Below are 23072 nucleotides of genomic sequence, written 5' to 3'. Positions count from 1 at the left end.
GTTCGCTTCGGCTACAATCTTCTATCGTGGCTGCTGTCGTGGCGACCGAGCAAGCCGCGGTGAACAGCGGCGAGTTGACCTCTGGCACGGCCGGTGAGAGGGCGGATACGCGGACTTCGTCGGCGCTCGACGCGCGCGGGGCGCCGAGAGCGTTCCTTGGGCGGTGAGCGACGATTCAATGCTTTTTCAATCCTTTGTGGAAGGAGCACGAAACATGCTGAGGCAACTGGCGACCCACATCGTTTTGCTCGCGCTGGCGGCGGCTGGTCCGGTCGCGTGCGGGGGCTCGGGTGACAGCCCCGCGGACGCCGGCAGCGTCGCCAGCGGGAGCGGCGGCGCGGCCGCTTCCGGCGGACAGACCTCGGGAAGCGGCGCGACCGGCGGAGGGGGAGACGGTGGAGCGGGCGGCAGCGCCTCGGGGAGCGGCGGCGCGGGCGCGGGCGAAGCGGGCACGGGTGGCGGCGGTGCGGGTGACGGCGGCGCGGGTGACGGCGGCGCGGGCGCGGGCGAAGCGGGCACGGGCGGCGCGGGCACGGGCGGCGCGGGCACGGGCGGCGCGGGCGGCGCGGGCGCCGGCTGCCCGGGGACGGGGGGAATCACCTACACGCTCGCGAAGGTCGCCTCGCCGACGGCGGAGCAGCAGTCTGCGTACGACAAGATCACGAGCGCGATGGACGAGGCGCTGTCGCACTACAACTGTCAAACGAGCATCGAGAAGCGCCTGTCGGTGTCCTACGTGCCGTCGGTCGCGACGGCGGACGGCAACGTCAATGGGTCCATCCGGTTCGGCGCGACGAGCTCCATGAACTACATCACCGCGATGCACGAGATCGGTCACACCCTGGGGGTCGGCAGCCGTGAGTTCGGCGCGCTGGTGGTGGACGGCGTCTTCACGGGCGAGGCGGCGACGCGCCAGCTCAGGGCCATCACGGGCAACGAGAGCGACGTCGTGCACGCGGACACGCAGCACTTCTGGCCGTACGGTCTCAACTACACGACCGAGGTCAAGTCGACGGACGATCTCGTGAACCACTGCAAGATCGTGGTCGCCATCCGCGAGGACATCGGGTTCTGACGGAGCGATTCCGCGGGGGTGAACCGGTGCGATCCGTCGGATCGCGAGAGCTCTCGCACCTGACGCATGAACGAACGTACCGGGGTCGTCGGACAGAGCCCAGCTCCGCCCGCCAGAAGTCCGGCCATCTCTGGCCGGACTTCTGCGCCGCTTCGCGGCGGCTTCGGGCGGGCGGCACTGGCTTTGTTTCCTCGGGCCTCCGCCCCGAACCCCAGCGCCGGCTTCGCGCCGCGGGCTCTGCCGATTCCAGGGCGACGCCTCAGTGAGCGCGGCTGGACGTCGCGCGCGCCGGGCCGACGCCACGGCAGTTGCCGGCGCAAAGCGTCGCCTGCAGGAAGTCTTCGCGGAGCTGCAGGTCGGTGGTGAGCAGGAACGGCGAGAGCCGGCCCGTGCCGTCCGAGCCCCCCGTGCGCAGCGGCGATACGTGGTAGAAGTTGTCGATCACCGGCGCCTCCGCTGCGTGACAACCGTTGCACGTCTGCTGGGCGAAGGCGTGGCGCACCTGCTCGCTGACCCCCGGGACCGTCCATTCGAAGTCCGCGTCCGACTCACCGCCGAGCATCCACCCAGGGACGATCGCGGTGCCAGCAAGGATCGCCGACGCGTTGCGGGAGACGTAGCTCGCAAGCTCCGCGGAGCGTTCGAACGCGAACGACTTGGCAGGCGTCTGCTTGGTGGTGGTGATCCGTAGGCGCGCCGGGCTGTCTGCGACCAGGTTGAACTCGCGCAGCTGCCAGGGGGAGAACAACGGATCGAGCAACTCGTTGGTGCGCAGCTGGCCGAGCGCGCTTCCGTTCACGCCGGCCAGGTTCGCGCCGCGCGCTGCGTACTGGTCGGTGATCATCTGCAGCCGCGCATTGTAGTTCTCGCCGAAGGGCAGCGTGCCGAGCGCGTGGAACCGCTGCGTCCACACCTCCCGCGACGCGCTCGCGGGCAGCTTGTACTCGAAAATGACGGTCATCGCCTGCGCGGATCCGCCCTGGTTCAGGCCGAAGACGAAGCGACCTTCACCCGCTCCGCCTCCCGAGGCGAGATCGATCCGGTTCACGATGGCGAGCAGCTTGAACGGGGATTGGCTGAGATCGATCTTGTTCGTCCCCGGGATCTTCGGCCATGAATCGATCAGCGCCATCACGTTCACCCGATCCTGGACGGGGTATTCATTGACGGTCCCCGCCGCGAACCCCTTGCTCAGCCAGCTCGCGACGAACTCCGACGGGTCCGCGCCCGGGGTCACCATCTGCTCCATGAGCCAGCGGAAGCTCCAGTGCCCGTTCTGCGCGCTGGAGGCGCGCACCGGATCGTTCACCACCGAGGGATTCACGATCATCAGCTCCTTGAACCGCGAGACGGTCTCCTCCGTGGTCCGGGCGCAGAACACGCCGGGGCCGATGGGATCGCAGGCGGCGCCGATGTCCCCCTGGAGCACCGTGTCCTCGAACAGCACGACCGGCGAGCTCGGGGTATCGCCGCTCCGGAGGTTGACCCGGTTCAGCCCGATGACCGGTGACGAGGAGGTGATCTCGACCCACCCGACCGAGCGTCCGTTGGCGGGATCCGAGGCCGGCAGCGAGAGCCACTCGGGATCGGCGCCCGAGCGCCACATGCCACGCCCGGCGATCTGCCGGGTGAAGAACGTCAGATCGCCCGAGCCGTCCACCTTGTGAATCCGGACGGTGATGGTCGCCGGGGAGCTGCTGGGGTTGTTGACGACCAGATCGGTCCACTGCGTGTATCCCGCCGTGCTCGGCCATTTCTTCAGGTAAAACGTCGCGAAGCTCTGGCTGCCGGTGGTCTGGACGAGCGGCTCGTCGTCGAACAGCTTGAAGGGCGAGCTGGCCGTGTTTCCGTCGCGGAACATCACCCGGTTGAGACCGAACACAGGCTGGCTCGCGGTGATCTCGGTCCAGCCGATGAGGCCGGCGGCGCTGGACCAGCTCGCGTCGCCGAAGGCGTTCCACCAGCCCATGGCCGGGATCGTCCTCGAGAACGAGGCGAGGTCCGGGAGGGTGCCGTCCGGCCGCCGCACGACGACGTTGATGGTCGTGGGCGTCGGGTTGGGATTGACGACGACGGGGTGTGACCACTGGGTGCTCGTCCCGCCCGCCGTCGAGCCCTTGAGGAAGAGGGGCGCGCGCAGGGTATGGGCGGCTCCGGCCTGGAAGCCGGAGTCATCGAGGAGGAGGGGCGACGCGTCGTACGTGGCGCCGCTGCGCTTCGCGAGCCGGCTGGAGGCGACGACCGGCGCGTCCGAGAGCACCTCGATCCAGCCGATAGCGCCGCCGTTGCCGGGGTCGGTGGGCGGGATGTTCAGCCACTCGGGTTTGCCGTAGGATGACCAGGAGCCCTTCGCGGGCACGGTGACGTTCCGGGTCGCGTGCACCCCGCTCCCGTCAATCTTGTGCACCCGCACCGTGACGTGCGCCGGCGCGGCGTTCGGGTTGTTCACGGTGACGTCCGTCCACTGGGTGACGCCGGTCGTCCCCGTGGGCCACTTTCGCAGGAAATAGGGAGAGAAGAGCCGCAGCGACGGGGAGTTCAGGAACGGAGCATCATTGAAGAGCGCGACCGGGGAGTTGAACGTCGTGCCCGTCCGCACGTCCAGCCGGTTGTTCGCCACCACGGGCACATCGGAGGTGAGCTCGATCCAGCCGGCCGAGCGATGGTTCACCGGATCTGTCTCCGTTGCGCCGAGCCAGTCTGGCTGGCCGTACGAGTTGTACCAGCCGCGCGCGGGAATCGTCTTCGAGAGCACGGCGAGCGTTCCGGTCCCGTCGTTGCGGTGGATGGTGAGCGTGACCGTGGCCGGGGTGGGGTTCGGGTTGTTGATGACGACGCTGGACCACTGCGTCCGTCCGTCGGTCGTCGGGACGTTCTTGAGGTAATCACCGGCGAACTGATGCGTGGAGCTGGCGATGGACTGTTGGGCGCTGCCGAGCGGCTCGTCCATCGTCCCGTCATCGTTGCCGCCTGCGCAGCCCGCGGCCAAAGCGAGCGCCCCGTACACGGCTGCTGTTCGTATGATCTTGAGCATGACTTCCTCTTTCGATGTTCGTTTTCAAGCGATCAGATGTGATTCATCCGTCTCGCGCGTCCGGCATACGCATGACGTCGAGCTTGCCGCTCGAGGTGCGCACGAGGCACGCCCGCGACGACTGGACCAGCGCCCTGGCCGACGCGTACCGGTCAGGAGCACAGACCACGAAGTTATCCGTCCGGTATCGATGGCCGCGCGTGCGCGCGTGACAGCCATCCCCTGGCGTGGCGTGGCCGGGGGGAGCCTCGCCCTCGGTGAGCGATCAAGCTAGGGTGCGACCTCTTCGACGCAGGAGAGGTTGCGCGACCGAGTTGAATGTACCTTAGCCGCGGCGTGAAACGTCGACGAGCTGGGTGTGTACGCCGTGTGAAAGCAGCGGGAGGCGGATGGTGAACATCGCTCCCTGCCCCGGTGGCGAGGCGACGGCGATGGATCCCCCGTGCGCCTCGACGATGGCCTTCGTGAGCGCGAGGCCGAGGCCGGTACCCCGGCCGCCGGGCCGGTCGGTGAAGAACCGGTCGAAGATCCGGTGCACGTTCTCGGGCGCGATCCCCGGCCCCGTGTCGCTCACCTCGATCTCGCACGCGCCCTCGACGGCGCGCACCCGGGTCACCACGGCGCCCCCCTCGCCGGCGAAGGAGACCGCGTTGTCGAGCAGATTGCGGAGCGCGACCTCGATCCGCCCAGCAATACCCAGGACCCTGGCGGGGGTAGCGTCAACCTCGAAGCGGAGGCCGGCGTGCCGCTCGTCGATGCGCATGGCATCGACCATCCCGCGGAGGAGCTCCGCGACGTCGATCTCGGCACGCTCCTCGTTGGGCAGGCCCGCCTCGGCGCGCGCGAGGTCGAGGAACTGGGTCACGAGCGCGTCCAGTCTGCGGCCACTCTCGAGCAGCGCACGGCCCAGGCGCTCCGCTCGCGACGCGGCGAGCGGCCCCTCGCGCATCGCGTCCGCGGCCGTGAGCACGACGGCGACCGGGCTCTTGAGCTCGTGCACGAGGTCTGTCATGAAGTCGTGATTGCGGCGATTTCGTTCGGCGATGGCAGCGAGGAGCGTGTTGAAAGCACCGGCGACATCGGCGATCTCCACAGGCCCGCGCAGATCGATGACCTCCCCCGACAGCGGCGTGCGGGCGCGTGAGAGCACCTGGTGCCGCAGCTCGTGGAGCGGCGCGATCATGCGCCGGACGAGCCAAGTCGCGACGAGGAAGCCGACCAGGAGCATGTATAAAGTATACTTGAGCACTGGATAGCGCACGTCGTAGAGCGCGAGGAACGCCAATCGCGCGCTTTTTTGCGAGAGCACTACCCGCGAGCCTCCTGGCCCCGCCGTCCGGATCGCCGTATGGCAGACGAGCAACGTGCCGTTGATCGTGCGAACGCAGCCATCGTCGCGGCCATCCGCGAGCGCACGACGGATCTCGGGACGCTCTGGAAGCGGCAGCGCTGCCTCCTCGTAGGTGCGCAGGGTCGGCGGGCCTTCGGGGCCCCAGAAGAGCTCGCCGATCCGGTCCCGGAGCGAGGTGGCGGGCTCATGATCGCAGTCCACGATCACGCGGCCGTCAGCGTCGATCACCCGAACGCGCACCTGGTTGTGAAGGGATGCCGCGTCGACCGCGGCGCGAAGCGCGCTCCCGTCGCGATCATCCATTTCCACGACGGCCTGGGCAGCCTCGGCGCCACGCAGGGCGCGCTCCTGGTTCCGGCGGATCGTCTCATCCGTACTGTCGAGGATCCTTGAAGCGAAGAAGAGCGCGGCGACGGGCAGCGCCAGCACGGTCAGGATCCCGGCGTAAGTCTGACGGCGTAGCGAACCCCTGCTAAGCACCAGGCTCCCTCCAGCGATAGCCCGCGCCGATGACGGTCTCGATGCGCTCGAACGCCGGGTCTATCGCCTCGATCTTGCGGCGCAGGCGCCGGACGTAGGTGTCGACGAGGCGTACGTCGACGGTGGAGTCGTCGCCGCGCGCAAGATCGAGGAGCCGATCACGCGAGAAGACCACGCCTGGCCGTGCCGCAAGCGCCTCGAGGAGCCGAAACTCGGTGAGCGTGACGGTGATCGGCGCGCCGCGGTAACGTGCTTCTAGCCGCTCCGGGTCGAGATCGAGCGCTCCGACTGCCACGACGCGGCGTGCGTTCGGCGAGCCCGCGCGGATCTCCTGCCGCCGGAGGAGAGCGTTGACGCGCGCGAGGAGCACCCGGGTGCTGAAGGGCTTGACCACGTAGTCGTCTGCTCCGAGTTCCAGGCCGAGCGCCTGGTCGATCTCGGCGTCGCGCGACGTGAGCAGGACGATCGGAACGAGGTTCTTGGCCTCGCGCAGGCGACGGCAGAGGCTGAAGCCGTCGAGGCGTGGCATGTTCACGTCGCTGATCACGAGATCCGGCACGTCGCGCTCGATGCGCCGGAGCCCATCGAGACCGTCGTGCGCCCGGAGGACCGCGTGCCCGGCGTCCTCGAACGCGAGCGAGAGCACGTCGACGAGCGCGGCGTCGTCCTCGATGAGAAGAATCCTTTTCATGGGTATCACAAGTCTCGCGAGGGCCTGAATCTCGTCCTCGCGGCGGGCCGGACGAGGTGACCCGAGGGTAACACGGCGTCCTGGTCGCTGAGGGCGCGCGCGCGGGACGCGACCGCATCGCGCCGCGTCCACCGCAGCCCGCCCTAGGTGCGGGGGCATCGCGGGCGCGAATTGCGGCGTGTCCTCGTGCGCCTCCTCCGAGGCCTCGGGTGCGGGCGCCCCCGGGGGAGCGCGCAGCGGGCGCGCACGCACCGCGGCGAGCGCGCCCCCGGCGCGAGCGCGGGCGGGTCAGTACGTGAGCGAGGGCGTCGTGCAGCCCAGGCCGAAGGCGCCGATGGCTCCGCCCTCGACGACGGTCTGAACGAGGTTCGCGACCTGGTCTGCACCGCAGAAGGTGTCCGGGAACTCGCCGCCGCCGTCGCCGCCCACGCCGTCCGGCCACGTGACGGGGCCGATCTCGACGCGGAGATCGCCGGGAGGTCCCGTCACGAGGAGCGGCGCACAGGCGATGAAGAGCAGATCGAGGTACCTGCCAGATGAGCCGCTGAAGCCCACCACCACCTCGTTCTCCGGGCACACCATCTCCCAGGGCTCGGGGCCCTCGCTGCCCCGGAAAGGGGTCACGTCGCCGGGCATCGTGGTGATTGTGTACGGGCCGTCTCCCGTGAGCTCCAGGTGGCCGCACTGCGCCTGGATCTTGGCATGGATGAGCGACTCACCCAGCGGTCCCAGGGACCCTCGAAACCCGAGGAGCACCTGGCTCTCCGGGCACCGGTCCATGGCAGGGGTGGCCGTACCGGGGCTGCCGTGCAGCTCGGTGTAGGTCTGCTCCACGACGTCGACGCCTGTCGGCGCCGGGCACGGCTCCCCGTTGCACGCGCCGCCGCCGCCCGCGCCGCCGCCGCCCGCGCCGCCCGCCGCGCCGCCGCCGCCCGCGCCGCCCGCCTCACCGCCGCCACCGCCCAGCCCGCCACCCCCATCGCCAGGCGGGGCGCCGCCTCCTCCGCTGGCGGCCACGCCGTCGAAGGTCAGGCTGCCGATACCCGAGATCGCATTGCATCCGGCGAGGACGAGACCGGAGATCAACGCGGAGAGGCCGAGCAGATGGCGCGTCACCGAGATCAAGTACCCGATCCGCGGCCGGACCGGTAGCTGCTCGCCCGAATGCCGCGCGGGCTGATCGAGGAGATCCCGAAGGTCACGCATCGCGGGCATGCTGACAAGGATGTGCCGATAGACACGTGGGTCGTGCACGCGCACGCGCACGCGCACGAACACGCGCACGAACACGAACACGAACACGAACACGAACACGAACACGCGTTCGTGCCGTGTGATGGCCTGCCCCTTTTCCTTGTGGGGAGGCGTACATATGCGACGCTGGGGTGAACTTCACCGGATTCCCGACCGGGTTGCCGCGATCATCAACACTCGGGGATGAGCGGCGAGAAACGATTCCCGAACAGATCCTCCTGCGTCTTCTCAAAGCAGCGGCAATAGGCCGCAGCTGGGGCTCGACGTCTCCAAAGCGTTTGGATTTTCTTCCCTACATGGAGGCTTCCCGAGGCTGCACAGCAGCAGCGACGGCCATGCGCAGGCGTCGAGCCATGGTGACGCAGGCCACCAGCTGGGCGCGCAAGGAAGCGCTCGAGCTGCACAGGAGCCCTGACATTGTATGATAGAACACCAAAATGCATGCGCAGGAGGGCTGCCGGGGCTGCGCAGGAGCCCTGCGATCCTGCGATAGGACACCCAAATGGGTGCGCGGGAGGGTCGCCTGGGCTGCGCAGGAGGGCGCCGAGGCCGCACAGGAGGCGGCTGGGGGCCGCGCAGCAGGGCCGCCGGGGTTGCACAGGAGGGCGCCGAGGCCGCACAGGAGGCGGCTGGGGACCGCGCAGCAGGGCCGCCGGGGTTGCACAGGAGGACGCCGAGGCCGCACAGGAGGCGGCCGGGGACCGCGCAGCAGGGCCGCCGGGGTTGCGAGGGAGGAGGCCGAGGCTGCACAGGTGTACGAGCGGAGCCCTGGTAACACTTCTGACCGGGAGCTGCGGTGACACTTCCTTGAGCCACGGGGCCCTGCTCCGGGAGGACTGGAAACAGGGACCGGATCCTCGTCGACGCGACACGCTCGCCGCACGTTCTCGGACCGCCAGGATCGAACCACGAACCGCTCCCCGTTGGCGCGGTACACACGCGGCTCTCCTCATGATCCGGCGCGCGCGCCGGCGGGGATCACTCGAGGTACGCGGCCAGGCCGAGCTTCTGATCGCGGACCGCGCCGGCCATGACCTTCGCGATCTGCTCCGCGCCGGAGCGCGAGAAGTGCGTGTGATCATCGCAGAAGAACTCGCCCACGGGGCCGCTGGTCGTCGCGCTCACGTCGCCCCCGGGGACCGGGCAGAAGCCCAGGGAGCCGTAGAGCGCGACGCTGAGCTCGTGCAGGTCGATCACCGGCACGCCGTACTCCTTGCCCGCCTCGTGGGTCGCGGTCACGTAGCCGCCGCGCGTCCCCCGGGCCGTGCTCCCGCTGCAGGAGATCGCGCTCACGGGGGTCACGAACACAGGCTGGGCGCCTCGCTCCTCCGCGGCGCGGGCCATCATCCCGTAGCTCGACTTGAAGGCGTCGAGCCCCACGTGCCGATCGCACGTGCGCGAGCCGTCGTTGATGCCGAACTGGATGAACAGGTAATCGCCCCGCTTCATGCCGTCGAGCATCTGGACCCACCTGGCCTGCAGCACGGGCTCGCCGCTCGAGTCGCGCGCGAGCTCGCACTCCCCCGCGCTATCCATGGTGGTCTGCACGTTGTAGAGCCACGTCCGCACGCTGCGGCCGCCGACGGCGCTGTTCACCACGGTGACCCGGTCGTCGAAGAGCGCCGCGAACCGGCCGCCCCAGCCGGCCGGGCAGGGGGTCTGCCCGTTGGCGACCGTGGAGTCCCCCGCGATCCAGATCGTGATGTCCGGCAGCGGCCCCGCGCCGCCCGCGCCGCCCGCGCCCGCGCCGCCGCCGCCGCTGCCGCTCGGCCCACCTGAAGATCCCGCCGAGCCTCCCGATCCGGCGGGCACGTCGCCCCCGGCCCCCGCGCCGCCCGTGGAGCCGGCCGAGATCGCGCTGCTGCCCGCGCTCGCGCTCGAGCTGCTCCCTTCCGGTTGCGAGCTCCCGCCCGCGCCGCCCGTCCCCCCGCCTCCGCCGGCGCCGCCCGCGCCGGTCTCCGGATCAGGGGAGCAGGCGGCGGTGAGCAACGCGAGGCAGGACACCCGGGCAAGCATCCGGCCGCGCGCGCGCGCGGCCGATCGAACGTTCCAGTCCATGAACATGCCTTTCCTCCAGTCACGACACGAGCATCAGCCCATCCACGCCGGATGGCGCTGGCCCGTCGCCTCCCGGTCCCGCAGGCCGCCAGGGCACGCTCGGTCGAGGTGCCGGGCCGGCGGCGCGACGAGCGCGCACCGCCGCGGGCGCAGGGCGCGCCGCGAGCGGCAAGGCAACGCCGGCGAGGCGAGCGGCGGGGGCGACGGGGGGCGAGCACGGCTCGCGTCACTGTGTCGGGAACGGCTCCCAACCAATCACGGACAGGAGTTTTTTTTCGGATCTGCGTGCCGGAGTGCGCTCCGGAGCACACCCATCGCAAGTCTGAAGCAGTGGCGGAATCCAGGCCCAGGCGAGCGCCGGCGCGAGCGCGCCCGTCTGTCCACCCGCCGCACCGACGCCGCGCTCGTGGAGAGGAGACCCGCGGCGGTTCGTTCACGACACATGGCGATGTCCGGCGACGGATTGGCCAGGTGGCTGTGCATCCAGGGCAATCACGCGGATGCAGCGCAGCGCAGCGCAAGGAGCATGAGGGCGGAAGGTGGACGGAAATCCGTTGAACGGAGATGTGCTGTGGAAGGTATTATTATGCCGTTGACTGACACAAACTTTGTCACGTATGTTTATCAAGGGTGACGCTGGTTGAGGGGTGGCGTCGCACCAAGCGTGTAGACGTGCAGACGTGACCGATGGCACGGATCGGCCAGGCGCGCTCTCGTGCGCCCGCGACGCAGCGGCGCGAGGCTCGGGTGCGCCATGGCCCCAGGGAGACGGCGCTTGTGTCAGTGTCTTTAAGAACTCATCCCGAGCTCTCCCACGGTCGAGGCGACGGCGGCGTCGGCGCGATGGTGCAGAGAAGGGTTCGAGTGCTGCTCGCTGGCGGCGACGGGCGAGCCGCGCTGCGCGCGAGGGCCGAGGAGGGTGGATCGGCATGAACAGCTGGGATCCCCTGGGTGCGGCGGAGCAGGCCGCGGTCGCGGACGAGATCCTGTCCGTGCTGCGTCACGACCTGCGCAACCGCTTTGCGATCGTCCGGAATGCGTCGTTCTACATCAAGCGGAAGGTCGCGCGAGACGCGGCCTACACGGCGGATCCGAGGATCGAGGAGTTCTTCGGGATCATCGAGGAGGAGGTGATCGCGGCGAGCGCGCGGCTCGAGGAGTCGGTCGACGCCGCGAGGCTCTTCACCCGCAGGAGCGTGTGCGTGAGCGCGGCGGGCTGCGTGCGCCGCGCGGCGGCGTGCGCGCGCATCGGCGCGTCCGGGGCCCGCATCGTCCTCTCGGCTCAGGACGGCGACGTCGAGGCGGACCCGATCGAGCTCGCCGTCGCGGTGCGGTGCCTGATCGAGAGCGCCGTGGAGTCGACGCCGGGGGACGGCGTGGTCACGGTCCGGGGCACCTCGATCGGGGCGCGGTACTGCATCGAGGTCACGGACGCGGCGACCGTCCCCTGCGAGTCGGACAGCGAGGCGATCCTGCGGCCGTTCTACACGACCAAGCCGGGTCACTCCGGCCTGGCGCTGAACATCGCGAGGCGGGTCGCCCGTCGCTACAGCGGGTCGCTCGCCGTCGAGCCCCGGGCGCACGGCTCGTCGGTCGTCATCGCGCTGCCGCTCGCCGCCGCGCCGGTGCTCCGTGGCGCCGGATCGGAGCCGGCGCCGTGAGCGCGGGCGGTCCGCCCGCAGGGCGCGCGCCGGAGGCCCGGGAGCCAGCGGCCGGGCCCTCCGCGCGGCGGGCGCGCCCCCGGGCCTCGCTGGTCTCGCTCCTTGTCGCGTCGACGGCGGCCGCGCCCGCGGAGCCGGAGCGGACGGAGGCAGAGGACGAACCGGCGCGGCCGCCGATCGAGGAGCTTTTCCTCGGCGAGACGGCCTTTCCGCAGGAGGCGCTCGAGCTGCAGATCACGAGCGCGCCGAGGTGGGAACGCGACGGGCGCCAGGTCGGCTTCCGCGTCCCGCTGCTGCTGGAGCTCGGGATCACCGATCGCCTGCAGCTCGGGGGAGAGCTCCCCCTGGAGCTCGCGCGCCAGGACAGCGGCGTCGTGGCCGGGCTCGGCTCTGTCGAGCTGGAGGCCCTGTACAACCTCGTCAACGAGCGGGGGCTCGGGCTCGCGCTGTCCGCGGGGCTCGGGGTCGGGCTCCCCGCCGGCGCGCGCGAGCTCGGCGCGCCGGGTTACGCGCTGGAGCCGTTCGTGAGCCTCGACAAGGCGATCGGGGGCGTGCACGTGGGCATCTCCGCGTCGGCCGAGATCCGGCTCCCGGCCGCCGGGAGCGACGCCACGGAGCTCAGCCCCGGCGCCTCGCTGGGCTTGATCCTGCCGCTCGGCGACGTGGTGCCGACCATCGAGCTCGCCGCCGAGATCGAAGACACGACGTCGCTGCTCCTCGCGCCCGGCGTGCTCTGGCACCCGGCGCCCGGCCTGGAGCTCGGCGCAGCGCTCGAGCTCGGCCTCGCGGGGGAGGCGCCCGACGCCGGGCTCATGCTCCTCGTCACGCGGGAGTTCGAGCTCGCGGGCGACGGCGACGACCACGCGAAGCACGCGAGCAGGAGCCGCTCCCCATGAGCATTCGAGCCACACTGGCCGCCATCTTCGGCGTCGCGCTGGCGGCGGTCCTCGTCGCCGGCGGCGCCTTCTACTTCGCCGTCGCGGAGATGCTCGTCTTTCAGCGGCGCGCCGAGGCGTCCTACGACGACCTGAAGCTGCACGTCACCCTCGCCAGCAACGCCAGCCGCTACATGAACGAGGCGGTCAAGTCGGTGCTCCACGGCAGCGTCAGCGAGGAGCTCACGAGCGCGGCCGAGGCCACGGAGCGCGATCTCGACGCCATCGAGGCGCGCAAGAGGGCGATGATCGCCGACGAGGAGATCAGGGAGAGCGACGAGGAATCGGCGGAGGAGATCGAGCACATCGGCTTCATGCGAGCGAGCTTCGAGCGCATCGTCGAAGGCGTGGCGGCCGCGACCCATGTCGAGCGCGAGCGCACGAACGAGCGGCACGAGATGCTCGTGCAGCTCTCCGACCGCGAGTACAAGGCGGGGTTCCTCCCGCACATCAGCGCGGCCGTGCGCGACGCGGAGCGCGACGTGGCCAGGATCCTCGACGACGAGCGCCACCTCCGGGCGCGGGTGGCGTTGCTCGGCGCGGCGGCGACCGGCGGCGCGCTGCTCGTCCTCGTCGTGCTGCTCGGGCGGCTCCTCCGCTCGGTGGACCGCGGCTTCAACTCGCTGATCGACGGCTCCCGGCGGATCGCCCAGGGAGATCTCGGGCTGCGCCTCTCGGTGCTCGACGAGCACGAGTTCGGTCGCATGAGCGCGGCGTTCAACGAGATGGCCTCCAGCCTCCGCGACGCCCAGGAGGCCAGGATGCGCATGGAGAAGCTCGCCGCGGTGGGGCAGCTCGCGGCGAGCGTCGGGCACGACCTGAGGAACCCGCTCGGCGCCGTCCGGAACGCGACCCATTACCTCAAGAAGCGGATTGCAGGGACAGAGCTCGGCGCGGAGCCCCGCGTGGCGCAGTTCCTCTCGATCATCGAGAAAGAGCTCGCGGCGTGCGCCAGGATCATCGGCAACCTGCTCGACTTCGCGCGCGAGCGGCGGCCGCGCTTCGCGGCGTGCGCGCTGAGGCCCCTCGTGGACGACGCCATCTCGGTCGTCGAGATCCCGCCGCGCGTGCGCGTCGACAACGACGTGCCGGACACGCTCCCCGTCGTGGAGATCGACAAGGACCAGGTCCGGCAGGTGCTCGTGAACCTGATCCAGAACGCGGCCGAGGCGATCCCGGCCGAGCGCGAGGGGCGCGTGCGCATCGCCGCGGAGCGGACGGGCGACGGGGTGACGCTCTCGGTCGCCGACGACGGGACGGGCATCTCCGAGGAGACGCTCGCGCGGATCTTCGAGCCGCTGTTCAGCACCAAGCTGAAGGGGACGGGCCTCGGCCTGGCGATCAGCGCCGGGATCGTGGAGCGGCACGGCGGCACGATCGAGGCGACGAGCGCGCTCGGCGACGGCACGACCTTCGTCGTGCGGCTGCCGGTGCGCGAGGCGCCCGAGGCCGCGGAGCCAGCGCTGACGCCGACCGGAACCCAGGGCGTATGACGGGGGGCAAGCCATGCAGGTGCAGGAGCCCGCGCAGCGGGGCAAGCGGGTGCTCGTGATCGACGACGAGGAGGGCATGCGCGTCACGCTCGCCGCCAGCCTCGAGCTCGAGGGCTACGAGGTGGTGGAGGCGAGGGACGGCATCCACGCGCTCGAGCTCGTCCGGCAGCAGGCGTTCACGCTGGTCATCAGCGACATCCGCATGCCCGGGCTCAACGGCGTCGAGACGTTCCGGGAGCTCAAGAGGATCCAGCCGGAGCTCACCGTCGTGCTGATGACCGCGTTCGCGCTCGAGAGGCTCATCGAGGAGGCGATCGCCGAGGGCGTGTACACGGTGATCCACAAGCCGTTCTCGATGGACCACCTCGCGCGCATCGTCGCCCGCGCGGTGGACTCGCCGGCCGTCCTCGTGGTGGACGACGTCCCGAAGGTCGCCGACTCGATCGTGGCGGTGCTCCGGGCCGCGGGGCTGTCGGCCCACGCCGTCCACGATGGGCGGGCCGCCGTCCAGCACGTCGTCGAGCGGGGCATCGACGTCTGCGTGCTCGATCTCGTGATGCCCGATCAGGACGGCGTGACGACGTGCGCGCAGATGCGGGGGCTGAAGAAGCGCGTCACGGTGATCGCCATGACCGGGCACGCGGTCCCGGAGATGGTCAGCGCGATCATGAGCAAGGGCGGGTACGCGTGCCTGCACAAGCCGTTCGACGCGCGCGAGCTCATCCACACGATCGCCCGCGCGCGCGGGGACGCGGCGCATGGATGAGCGCGCGCGCCCGCCTCACGCGGGCGCGCGCCCGGCCGGGGAGGGGATCTCGCCGAGCCACGCGCGCGCGAGCGAGAGCGTGCGGGCGTTGGCGGAGACGTCCTCGAGGAAGCCCCTCCTGAACGCGGGGTCGCCGATCCGGTCGGCGCGCGCGAGCAGATCGTCGCGCGCCGCGCGGAGGATCTCGCGGGCCTCCTCGACGTCGCCCTTCGCGCGGAGCGCCTGGGCGTAGAGCGCTGGGAGCGCCTCCTGACGAGGCGTGAAGACCACGCCGGCGCGCCGGTCCGCCGCGAGCGCCTCGCGGGCGAGCGCGGCCGCTTCCTCCGCGCGCCCCTGCCGGAGCCGGATCTCGGCCATCAAGGACAGGTGCGTCGCCTGGAGCGGCGGCATCAGCGCGGCCGGGTCCCCCACCGCGCGGAGCTCCTCCTCCGCCTCGACGAGCTCGCCCCGGAGGCAGCGCGCCTCGACGCGGAGCAGGCGCGTCGTCGCGCTGCGGCTCCTGGCGATGGGCGTCGTGGCTTCCCGCTGGAGCGCGGCGCCGGTTTGCTCGAGCGCCTCCGTGAGCCTCCGCCGCTCGAGGAGCGAGACGATCCGGAACGTCAGCGCGCGGCTCGAGACGAAGCCGGGCGCGCCCTCCGCGGCGAGCACGCGATCGAGGTGCTGCTCGGCGGCGTCGAAGGCGCCGAGCCACACGCAGTCCATGGCAGCGAGCACCGACGCCACGAGCCCGTAGAGGTGATGGCCGAGCGACTCGAAGTGCCGCACCACGGCGAGGTGCGCGTCGAGCGCCCCCCACGGGTCGCCCGCCGCCTGGCACAGCCAGGCGCCCCGCGCGATCCGGACGCAGATCTCGGCGTGACGATCGCCCGCGAGCGCCGTGGCGACGTCGCCCTCGAGCCGGCTCAGGTAGCGCTCGGCCAGATCGGGCCTCCCTTCCCACAGCAGGCAGAGGATGATCCGGCACGCGAGCTCCGCTCCCCGGAGATCGGCGGGGAGATCCGCTGGATCGAGCCGCGGGAGCAGCGCGTCGAGCGCCGCCCGGTCGTCGAAGCTCACGACGTAGCCCAGCGCGCCGATCAGGGCGCGCCGGTAGGTGTGACTGCCGGGGGCGGAGGCCTCGAGCGCCCGGAGCGCGGCCCTGTAGGCCTCGTCGTGGGCGTCGCTCCAGAGGAGGCCGTCCATCTGGCGCACATGGAGAGCGGCCAGCGTCTCTCCCGTGGCCCCGCAGTCGAGCCCCTTCTGCGCGCGCGCGAGCGCCGCGGGCACGTCGGCGCGGCGCAGCGCGAGCTCGGCCGCGCGCAGGTGCTGCTCCGCGGCGCGCGCGGGGTCGTCGCCCCGCGCGAAGTGGTCGGCCAGCACCATCGGATCCTGCTCGCCGGCCTCGATCAGCCACTCGCCGGCGAGCCGGTGGCCGAGCGCCCGGTCGCGATCCGTCAGCATCGCGTAGGCCGCCTCCCGCAAGAGCGGGTGGCAGAAGGCGATCTCCTCCTCGCCCGCGAACCGGGAGCTCGGCCGTCGCTCGATGATCTCGCGCTCGACCAGCTCGGCCCACGCGTCGCGCTCGCTCGTCCCCGGCGCACCGGCGCCGAGCAGCGCGCGCACGCCGCCCACCCAGGCGACCTCCCCGAAGACGCTCGCCGCCCGCAGCTGCCGCCGCGCCTCGGGCCCGAGCGCCGCGAGGCGCGCCTCCGCCATGCCCAGCACCGTCTCCGGCAGCGCGCCGCCGCGCCCCTCCGCCAGGGCCCGGATGAGCTCCTCGAGATAGAAGGCGTTGCCCCCGGCCCGCTGGACGAGCGCGGAGATCTCCCCGGGCGCGAGCTGCCCGCCCGCGCCGCCGAGCGCGCTCCGCACGAGCTGCTCGGCCGCGCGGGCGGGCAGCTCGCGCAACCGGAGCTCCGAGAGGCCCCGCTCGGCCCAGAGCCTCGGGAAGACCGCGTGAACCTCGGGCCGGGCGAAGGCGAGCAGCGCGTACGGCCGGTCGCCGAGCTCCCGCAGCGCCCGGTCGAAGATCCCCATCGAGGGCGCGTCCCCCCAGTGCAGGTCCTCGAGCACGACGAGCACGGGGCGCGCGGCCGTCACGGCGCGCGCGTAGTCGAGGTACGCGCGCTGGATCCCCTCGGCCATCAGCGCCGGGTTGTGCCGCGCGGCCCGCAGCGCCGGCAGATCCTCGTCGGGGAGGGGGGCGACGCCGAGCAGCTCGCCCAGGAACCCGCCCACCCGCAGCCCTCCCTCGCCAGAGAAGAGCGGCGCGAGGGCCTGCGCGAGCTTCCGTCGCCGCGCGTCGACGGCCTCGCCCGCGGCGATCCCGAGCGCGCCCCGCAGCGACCCGGCGAGCATCGCGAACGCGGCGCCCGTGCCGATCGAGTCGCCGCGGACGACGCTCAGGCTCACGTCGGGGTGGCGCTGGCGCAGCACCTCGACGGCCTCGTGGCGCAGGCGCGACTTGCCCATGCCCGCCGCGGCGGTCACCAGCGCCACCGCGGCGCGCCGCTCGGCGAAGCTCTCGTCGACGAGGTCGAGCAGGTGGCGCAGCTCCCGCTCGCGCCCGACGTGGGGGCTCGGCTTGCCCAGGAGCTTGCGCGGCCCCTCGCCGATCTCCCGCTCCGCCCTGAGCCAGGAGAGCCCGCCCCGCTCCACGACCTCGAAGCGCACGTCGAGCAGGGCGCGCGTCACCGCGTCGATGTGGACCCCCTCGCGCAGGCTCTCCGCGCGGCCGGTCGCGGCGGCCTCGTCGAGCAGGGCGGCCGCCCTGTCCAGCACCTCGCTGAGCGGCGATCGACCCGCCGGCTCGCCCCACCCCGTCACCAGCACGACCGCCGCGCCGGGGAGCTGCGCGCAGATCTCGAGCGCGCAGCGCGCCACGAGCGCCGCCTGGTCGGTCGCGCTGCCCGCGCTCACCACGAGCGTCACCACCATCCCGTCGCCGAGCTCTTCGACCTGCGCGCTCAGCGGCATGGCCGCGCGGCGCACGACGGCGAGCGTGTTCGGCGGTGACGCGTGCAGATCGAGCGACTCTGTCGACTCGAAGAACGAGGCTTGCGCCGGCCGGACCGCCACCATCGAGACCAGGCGCTTCTCGCCCGTGGTGATGACCGCGCCGGGAAGGGGGGCCGAGGACACCTTGCTCCTCGTCCAGGCGCCGAGCGTGTCCAGGGTGCGCGCCACGGCCGCGCCGTCCTCGGGCCGCGCCGAGGGATCCTTGGCCAGCATCTGCGCGACGAGCTCGTCGAGCGCGTGGGGCACGTCGGGCCGCAGCTCCCTCGCCCTCGGCGGCTCCTCCAGGAGCAGCTTCCACACGAGCGCCATCGGGTGTTGCTTGCGGAACGCCGGCTTCCCGGTGAGGCACTCGTAGAGCACGCATCCGAGCGAGAAGATGTCCGCGCGCGCGTCGAGGGTGTCCCGCTCGCCCCGCGCCTGCTCCGGCGCCATGTAGCCCAGCGTGCCCAGCACCGCCTCCGTCCGCGTCAGCCGCGTCGAGGCGTCCGCCAGCTGCGCGATGCCGAAGTCGAGGAGCTTGACCTTATCGAGCGCGCGTTCGACCAGGAAGAGGTTGCTGGGCTTGATGTCGCGGTGCACGATCCCGCGCGCGTGCGCCGCGCCGAGCGCGTCCGCCACCGTCCTCACGAGGGCGATCGACTCGTCGATGCGCAGCTCCTGCCGCGCCAGCCGATCCGAGAGGCTCTCGCCGGAGAGCCACTCCATCGCGAGGTACAGCTCCCCCGTCGGCGCCATGCCGTGCGTCGCGTAGCGCACGATGTGGGGGTGCTCCAGCCGGGAGAGCGTCTCTGCCTCGCGGAGAAAGCGCGCCTGCGCGCGCGCGTCCGCCGCCTTGCGCAGCAGCTTGACGGCGACCACCGTCCCGCTCGAGCGATCGAAGGCCCGGTAAACGGTGCCCATGCCTCCGGATCCGGCGATCTCCGCCAGCTCGAAGCGGCCGTCCAGCAGCCTGCCAGGCAGCATGCGCGTGAAGGATGCACTCTCCTCGGAGCGTGAGGCAAGGCGGACGAACGGTGCAAATGTGCCGTGGCACCCGCGCGGGGAGGCTGGGTCGCCTCGATGCGTCAGGTCTTCGGGTCGGCGCCCGATCCGCGCCGGAGCTGCTCCAGCAAGAGCGGCATCGCGCCGGTGCCGGCCGCGAGGAGGCGCTCGTCGAGCGCGGCCAGGCCGCAGCGGTACTCATAGACCCTGAGCTGCGCCTCGTTGTGAAAATACCTGAGGTTCAGGCCGGCGCCGGTGGCCGCGTCGATATCCATGGCGACGATGCGGAACCCTGCTTTCAGCTTGGCGATGATCACCGCGTTGTTGCAAGGGGCGTGCTCGCTGACCACGTAGTCGAAGCCGAGCTCTCGCGTGTAGGCGAGGACCCGGCGGAGGAACTCCCGGTACAGGCCGCGCCGGCGGTACTCGGGGTGAATGACCGAGTGCCACATGCGGTAGGTCTCCGCGTCCCGCTGGTGGCCCGCGAACATGGCCACGACCGCCTCCCCGTCGCGCACCGCCCAGAAGTCTGCGAGGCGGTGGGCACCCTCCGACGCCGTGAGGCGGGAGCGGGCGCGCTCCCCCTCCTCGCCGGACAGCGCCCGGAGGTCGAAGAAGACCTCGGGCGGGAAATGGCGGAGCATCTCGGCTTTGTGCAGCGCCCAGTAGGCCTCGCCGTCGGCGAGGCGCTCGAGCGGGTAGAGGCCTCCGAGCGGCTCGCCGAAGTGCTTCTGTCGTAGCGGCACGACCCAGTCCCACGCGGTGCTCATGGCTCGAGCCCTATCATGGGGGCTCGCTCCACCCCAAGAGGCGTGTTCGCGGAGGCGCTCAGTCCGTTCAAAGGCCCGTGGACCGCGTTAAACAGGAGCCGTTACGAAGCGCTGTCGCCGCGATCGAGGTCGAGCCGCATGGCGCAGCGCTGCGTCGGGTCGAGGCCCTGGCGCGCCTCGTTCTCGAGGATCTCCGCGAGCCGCGGGGACGCCTCGGCCGGCGACAGCTCGCGGAAGCCCATGGAGGCGTAGAACGGCCCGTTCCAGGGGATGGTCCGGAAGGTGGTCAGGGTCAGCGCCTTCAGCCTCGCTGCCCGCGCCCACGCGATGACGTGGGCGAGCAGGCGTCGCCCCAGCCCTTGCCCCTGGCGGTCGAGGACGACGTCGAGCTCGCGGATGTGGAGCTCCTCGCCGGCCGCCTCGGCGCCCAGGAACGCGATCGGCTCGCCGGCGCCGTCGTCCATCACCCAGAGCGTCCCGGCCCGGAGCGCGCCGCGCCAGCCCTCCGCCGGCGTCACGTTCGCCAGGGCCTCGACGTCGAGGTCCGTCCGCCGGAACGCGTCGCTCGCCGAGCGCTCGATCTCGGGTAGGTGAGGCAGGTCGGGCTCGACGGCAGGTCGGATGAACGTTGATGCCATCGGGGCTGCGCAGGCTAGAGCAACGCTCACGTTGAAACCCGGAGAATTTTCACCGGGAGGCGGGGAGGCGGGGAGGAAGAAAAAAATGAATTTCTTTCTCTTGCCGTCTCTCGCTCCCCGCCTCCCCACCTCCCGGTGAAATTCCTGCTTTTTGGCCGTCGCGGACGAAAGAGCGGCGTCGATTGAACGTTCCGCGCGCGTCCGGGAACCGAGGTCCATCCAGTCACGCCGCGGCGCCCCCCACGGAGGGAGGCCCGAGGCGTGCTCGCAAGGAGCCCCAGATGACGCTCGTCTCCTCGGCCCGCGTGGCGCGGAGCTCCGCGCCGCGATCCGCCCGGCGCCGGCTCGTGAAGCCGCTCCTCGGCCTCACGGTCTTCGCGGCGCTCTTCCTCGTGCTCGCGTGGCGGCTCGACACGCCTTCTGTGGCCGCCGGGCCGCTCGACGCGGCGGCCGGGAACCCGCTCGGCCAGCTCTCCCGCGGCGCCGCCGACAGGGCGCCCATCGCCGGTGTCGTCGAGGAGCGACTCCCGGCTGGCTCGTACACCTATGTCGCCGTGCGCACCGGCGAGAGCCTCACATGGGCTGTCACCGTCGGCGACGCGCCGCCGCCCGGCACCCCGGTGCAGGTGCGGAGCATGGGTCGCAAGGCGAATTTCCACTCTCGACGCCTCGCGCGGACGTTCCCGGACCTCGTCTTCGGGATCGTCTCGCGCGCTGACTGAGCCCCCGACAACGGACAGAGCCTCCGGCAACGGACAGAGCAGAGAGGACATGACCATGACGACACGTGGATTCGACCAGATTCCGGGCGCGACGATCGCGCGATCCTCGGGCGCGCTCGCCGCCGCCGTCATCGCGGCGCTCGGCGCGATCCTGTCGGGGTGCAGCTCCGATTCCGGCGGGAAGACGACCGACGCTCCCCTTCCCGAGCTTCCCGAGTGCACGGGGGGCGTGCTCGAAGCCGATCTGGAGGCAGACCCGCTGAGCGGGCCCGGCGTCGATCCGGAGACCGGGAAGCTCCGGCCGCCTCCGGAGGGGTCGTCGTACGCGGTCAGCGCGACGTACGGGGTTCCACGGCCGGGCGACGCCGTGATGCAGCGATACGTGCAGATCTTCGGGGCGATCCAGGCGGAGCTCGCGTCGCAGCCCGGCCTCCTGGCCATTCAGCTGGGCCAGTCGCCGTCCTGCGGCTCCGGGCGCACGCTGGCCGTGTGGGCCTCGACCGACGCGATGTACGAGTTCGTCATGGGCCCGGCCCACCTCGCGGCGGTCAACGCCGCGGACGAGCTGCTCGAGCCCACCTATGTGGTCACCCACTGGGAGACGGCCGAGACCGATGGCATCACGCTGGCCGACTCGGTCAGTCGCATCCGGGCGCTCGACGCTCGTGCGCCATGAGCCGGCGCGGCGGCGGCCTCGCCCTGCGCGCGCCGCCGACGCCCGCCCCGGCGCCCGAGCTCTGGGGGCGGGCCCCCGGGCTCAGCGGGCGGCCGCGCGCTGCGCGCTGAGGCGGCTCATCGCGTAGGCGAGCCCGCTCTGGAGCGTGCCTTGCGTGGTGATCCGGCCGAAGTCGATGCCCAGCCCGACCAGCGTCCTGGCGATCTCCGGGCCGATGCCCACCATCACGCTCCGGCAGCCGAGCAGCTCCGCCGCCTGCACCGCGCGCACCAGGTGGCGCGCCACGGCGGAGTCGATCACCGGCACGCCGGTGATGTCGAGGATCACGAACTCCGCGCGCCGCTGCCCGATGGCCGCGAGCAGGCTCTCCAGCGCCTGGGCCGCGCGCCGATCGCTCATCTCGCCGACCAGCGGGATGAGCAGGATCCCCTCCCAGACCTGGATGACCGGCATGGCCACCCGATCGAGCAGCTCCGCCTGCATCTGGATGATCGCGCGCTGCTCCCGGTTCTCGGCCGCCATCCGCTCGGCCTCCATGTGCCGCTGCTTCAGGTCGGTGATGTCCGTGATGAGCCCGCACAGGCCGACCACCTCCCCCTGAGCGTTCTTCATGGGGAACTTGCGGGTCCAGATCGTGCGCGCCACCCCGTCCGAGCCCGTGGCGCTCTCCTCGTTCTCGCTCGGCTCACCCGAGTTGAAGACGACGTCGTCGTAGCTCCAGAAGACCTCCGCCTGCTCCTTCGGCCAGTAGTCCGGGTCGCTGCGGCCGATCAGATCGTCGTAGCGCTGCCCGATCAACCTGCAGAAGCCCGGGTTGCAGGCGATCCAGCGATGTTGCCGATCCTTGACGAAGATGGGATCCGGGATGGTGTCGATCACCAGCTGGAGCAGCCCGAAGGTCTTCCAGTCCGAGACGTCGATACAGCGGAGTGTGAACGCCATTCAGCCAAGCCCATCTCCCCCGACCCCGACCAGCCTCCCTTTATCAGCCATCGTGGATGGCCATGCAAGGGCAGAAATGCGGCGGATCACCGCGGAGACCCGGAGACGTTCGCGCCGCTTCAGGGAGCGCCTGAGTGTGCCTCCCCTTGCTAACTGCCGCTACACGATGACGCGAGGGTTCGACGGGAGGCGCGCGCGAACTCGACTCTATAACGAGGATGCCGTGGTCGCCCTCCAGCGGTTCGCGGAGGAGCGCGGCATGAGAGGAGACGCAGCGCCTGGACAGCGAGCGGCGGTGAACCCCCAGCGTGGCTCCGGCGTGACAGCGCGGCGCGGCAGCGACCTCGGCGCGCCGCCCTCCCGGAGGTCCCCTGCGGCGTCGTCGACGAGCTCGAGCCCTCCGTCCAGATTCGACCGCGAGGTGTGATCAGGGCGACACCGCCCGGGAATTCATCGGGGCCGTACGGCAGGCCCCGCGCAAGCGAGGCCTCCACATGGAGAACCCGCCACCTCGCCGGTTCATTCCCCGCTTTCTGCACGAGGAAGAT

17 protein-coding genes are annotated in these 23072 nt (G+C 71.5%); 7 read left to right on the top strand and 10 right to left on the bottom strand.

Going from position 1 to position 23072, the window contains the following annotated elements; genetic code table 11:
* Positions 1–214 precede the first annotated feature (214 nt).
* Complete coding sequence (locus WMF22_RS28110; protein ID WP_438031769.1) at positions 215–1075, top strand: hypothetical protein; 861 nt, start codon at positions 215–217, stop codon at positions 1073–1075.
* 259 nt (positions 1076–1334) lie between these two features.
* Here the strand turns inward: WMF22_RS28110 and WMF22_RS28105 are convergent, their stop codons facing one another.
* The 6 genes from WMF22_RS28105 to WMF22_RS28080 form a co-directional block, all read right to left on the bottom strand.
* Positions 1335–4109 (bottom strand): hypothetical protein, encoded by a 2775-nt coding sequence (locus WMF22_RS28105; RefSeq protein ID WP_438031768.1) that lies wholly within the window; start codon positions 4107–4109, stop codon positions 1335–1337.
* Positions 4110–4152: 43 nt separating this feature from the next.
* Complete coding sequence (locus tag WMF22_RS28100; protein WP_437293081.1) at positions 4153–4278, bottom strand: hypothetical protein; 126 nt, start codon at positions 4276–4278, stop codon at positions 4153–4155.
* A 156-nt stretch (positions 4279–4434) separates the two neighbouring features.
* On the bottom strand, positions 4435–5889 hold the full coding sequence (locus WMF22_RS28095) for a sensor histidine kinase (RefSeq protein ID WP_438031767.1): 1455 nt from the start codon (positions 5887–5889) through the stop codon (positions 4435–4437).
* 43 nt (positions 5890–5932) lie between these two features.
* Positions 5933–6631, bottom strand: a complete 699-nt coding sequence (locus WMF22_RS28090) for a response regulator transcription factor (protein WP_438031766.1) — start codon at positions 6629–6631, stop codon at positions 5933–5935.
* Positions 6632–6919: 288 nt separating this feature from the next.
* The gene (locus tag WMF22_RS28085; RefSeq protein WP_438031765.1) at positions 6920–7951 is read right to left on the bottom strand and encodes a hypothetical protein; all 1032 of its coding nucleotides are present in this window, start codon (positions 7949–7951) and stop codon (positions 6920–6922) included.
* Positions 7952–8863: 912 nt separating this feature from the next.
* Positions 8864–9943 (bottom strand): GDSL-type esterase/lipase family protein, encoded by a 1080-nt coding sequence (locus tag WMF22_RS28080; RefSeq protein ID WP_438031764.1) that lies wholly within the window; start codon positions 9941–9943, stop codon positions 8864–8866.
* 929 nt (positions 9944–10872) lie between these two features.
* On the opposite strand from WMF22_RS28080, the gene WMF22_RS28075 reads away from it, so the two are divergent.
* Genes WMF22_RS28075 through WMF22_RS28060 form a run of 4 tightly spaced genes read left to right on the top strand, consistent with a single transcriptional unit; the run spans position 10873 to position 14798 of the window.
* Positions 10873–11604, top strand: coding sequence for a sensor histidine kinase (locus tag WMF22_RS28075; protein ID WP_438031763.1), 732 nt, complete (start codon positions 10873–10875; stop codon positions 11602–11604).
* Positions 11601–12500: a hypothetical protein gene (locus WMF22_RS28070; RefSeq protein ID WP_438031762.1), complete on the top strand. Its 900-nt coding sequence runs from the start codon at positions 11601–11603 to the stop codon at positions 12498–12500. Before WMF22_RS28075 ends, WMF22_RS28070 begins: the two co-directional genes overlap by 4 nt.
* Complete coding sequence (locus WMF22_RS28065) at positions 12497–14032, top strand: sensor histidine kinase (RefSeq protein WP_438031761.1); 1536 nt, start codon at positions 12497–12499, stop codon at positions 14030–14032. Before WMF22_RS28070 ends, WMF22_RS28065 begins: the two co-directional genes overlap by 4 nt.
* Before the next feature lie 13 nt (positions 14033–14045).
* Positions 14046–14798 carry a response regulator gene (locus tag WMF22_RS28060; RefSeq protein WP_437293072.1) on the top strand — a complete coding sequence of 251 codons (753 nt, stop codon included), beginning with the start codon at positions 14046–14048 and terminating at the stop codon, positions 14796–14798.
* Positions 14799–14813: 15 nt separating this feature from the next.
* Here WMF22_RS28060 and WMF22_RS28055 read toward each other — a convergent pair whose 3' ends face one another.
* The 3 genes from WMF22_RS28055 to WMF22_RS28045 form a co-directional block, all read right to left on the bottom strand.
* On the bottom strand, positions 14814–18758 hold the full coding sequence (locus tag WMF22_RS28055) for a protein kinase domain-containing protein (protein WP_438031760.1): 3945 nt from the start codon (positions 18756–18758) through the stop codon (positions 14814–14816).
* Positions 18759–18859: 101 nt separating this feature from the next.
* Positions 18860–19546, bottom strand: a complete 687-nt coding sequence (locus tag WMF22_RS28050; protein ID WP_438031759.1) for a GNAT family N-acetyltransferase — start codon at positions 19544–19546, stop codon at positions 18860–18862.
* A 101-nt stretch (positions 19547–19647) separates the two neighbouring features.
* Complete coding sequence (locus WMF22_RS28045; RefSeq protein ID WP_437293069.1) at positions 19648–20184, bottom strand: GNAT family N-acetyltransferase; 537 nt, start codon at positions 20182–20184, stop codon at positions 19648–19650.
* A 281-nt stretch (positions 20185–20465) separates the two neighbouring features.
* Between WMF22_RS28045 and WMF22_RS28040 the strand changes: the two genes are divergently transcribed.
* Complete coding sequence (locus tag WMF22_RS28040; RefSeq protein WP_438031758.1) at positions 20466–20906, top strand: hypothetical protein; 441 nt, start codon at positions 20466–20468, stop codon at positions 20904–20906.
* A gap of 55 nt (positions 20907–20961) precedes the next feature.
* Positions 20962–21582, top strand: a complete 621-nt coding sequence (locus tag WMF22_RS28035; RefSeq protein WP_437293067.1) for an antibiotic biosynthesis monooxygenase family protein — start codon at positions 20962–20964, stop codon at positions 21580–21582.
* 81 nt (positions 21583–21663) lie between these two features.
* Here the strand turns inward: WMF22_RS28035 and WMF22_RS28030 are convergent, their stop codons facing one another.
* Positions 21664–22524 carry a PAS domain-containing protein gene (locus WMF22_RS28030; protein WP_437293066.1) on the bottom strand — a complete coding sequence of 287 codons (861 nt, stop codon included), beginning with the start codon at positions 22522–22524 and terminating at the stop codon, positions 21664–21666.
* Between the last annotated feature and the right edge of the window lie 548 nt (positions 22525–23072).

This window comes from Sorangium sp. So ce204, from assembly GCF_051526795.1.
GTDB classification, from domain to species: domain Bacteria; phylum Myxococcota_A; class Polyangia; order Polyangiales; family Polyangiaceae; genus Sorangium; species Sorangium cellulosum_B.
The sequence above is the reverse complement of the archived record's forward strand: the minus strand, read 5'-3'. Positions and strand labels throughout refer to the sequence as shown.

Coding starts and splice junctions, on each gene's coding strand:
- WMF22_RS28110 (WP_438031769.1), top strand. CDS start 215: ATGCTGAGGCAACTGGCGACCCACATCGTTTTGCTCGCGCTGGCGGCG.
- WMF22_RS28105 (WP_438031768.1), bottom strand. CDS start 4,109: ATGCTCAAGATCATACGAACAGCAGCCGTGTACGGGGCGCTCGCTTTG.
- WMF22_RS28090 (WP_438031766.1), bottom strand. CDS start 6,631: ATGAAAAGGATTCTTCTCATCGAGGACGACGCCGCGCTCGTCGACGTG.
- WMF22_RS28080 (WP_438031764.1), bottom strand. CDS start 9,943: ATGGACTGGAACGTTCGATCGGCCGCGCGCGCGCGCGGCCGGATGCTT.
- WMF22_RS28075 (WP_438031763.1), top strand. CDS start 10,873: ATGAACAGCTGGGATCCCCTGGGTGCGGCGGAGCAGGCCGCGGTCGCG.
- WMF22_RS28065 (WP_438031761.1), top strand. CDS start 12,497: ATGAGCATTCGAGCCACACTGGCCGCCATCTTCGGCGTCGCGCTGGCG.
- WMF22_RS28060 (WP_437293072.1), top strand. CDS start 14,046: ATGCAGGTGCAGGAGCCCGCGCAGCGGGGCAAGCGGGTGCTCGTGATC.
- WMF22_RS28055 (WP_438031760.1), bottom strand. CDS start 18,758: ATGCTGCCTGGCAGGCTGCTGGACGGCCGCTTCGAGCTGGCGGAGATC.
- WMF22_RS28050 (WP_438031759.1), bottom strand. CDS start 19,546: ATGAGCACCGCGTGGGACTGGGTCGTGCCGCTACGACAGAAGCACTTC.
- WMF22_RS28045 (WP_437293069.1), bottom strand. CDS start 20,184: ATGGCATCAACGTTCATCCGACCTGCCGTCGAGCCCGACCTGCCTCAC.
- WMF22_RS28040 (WP_438031758.1), top strand. CDS start 20,466: ATGACGCTCGTCTCCTCGGCCCGCGTGGCGCGGAGCTCCGCGCCGCGA.
- WMF22_RS28035 (WP_437293067.1), top strand. CDS start 20,962: ATGACGACACGTGGATTCGACCAGATTCCGGGCGCGACGATCGCGCGA.
- WMF22_RS28030 (WP_437293066.1), bottom strand. CDS start 22,524: ATGGCGTTCACACTCCGCTGTATCGACGTCTCGGACTGGAAGACCTTC.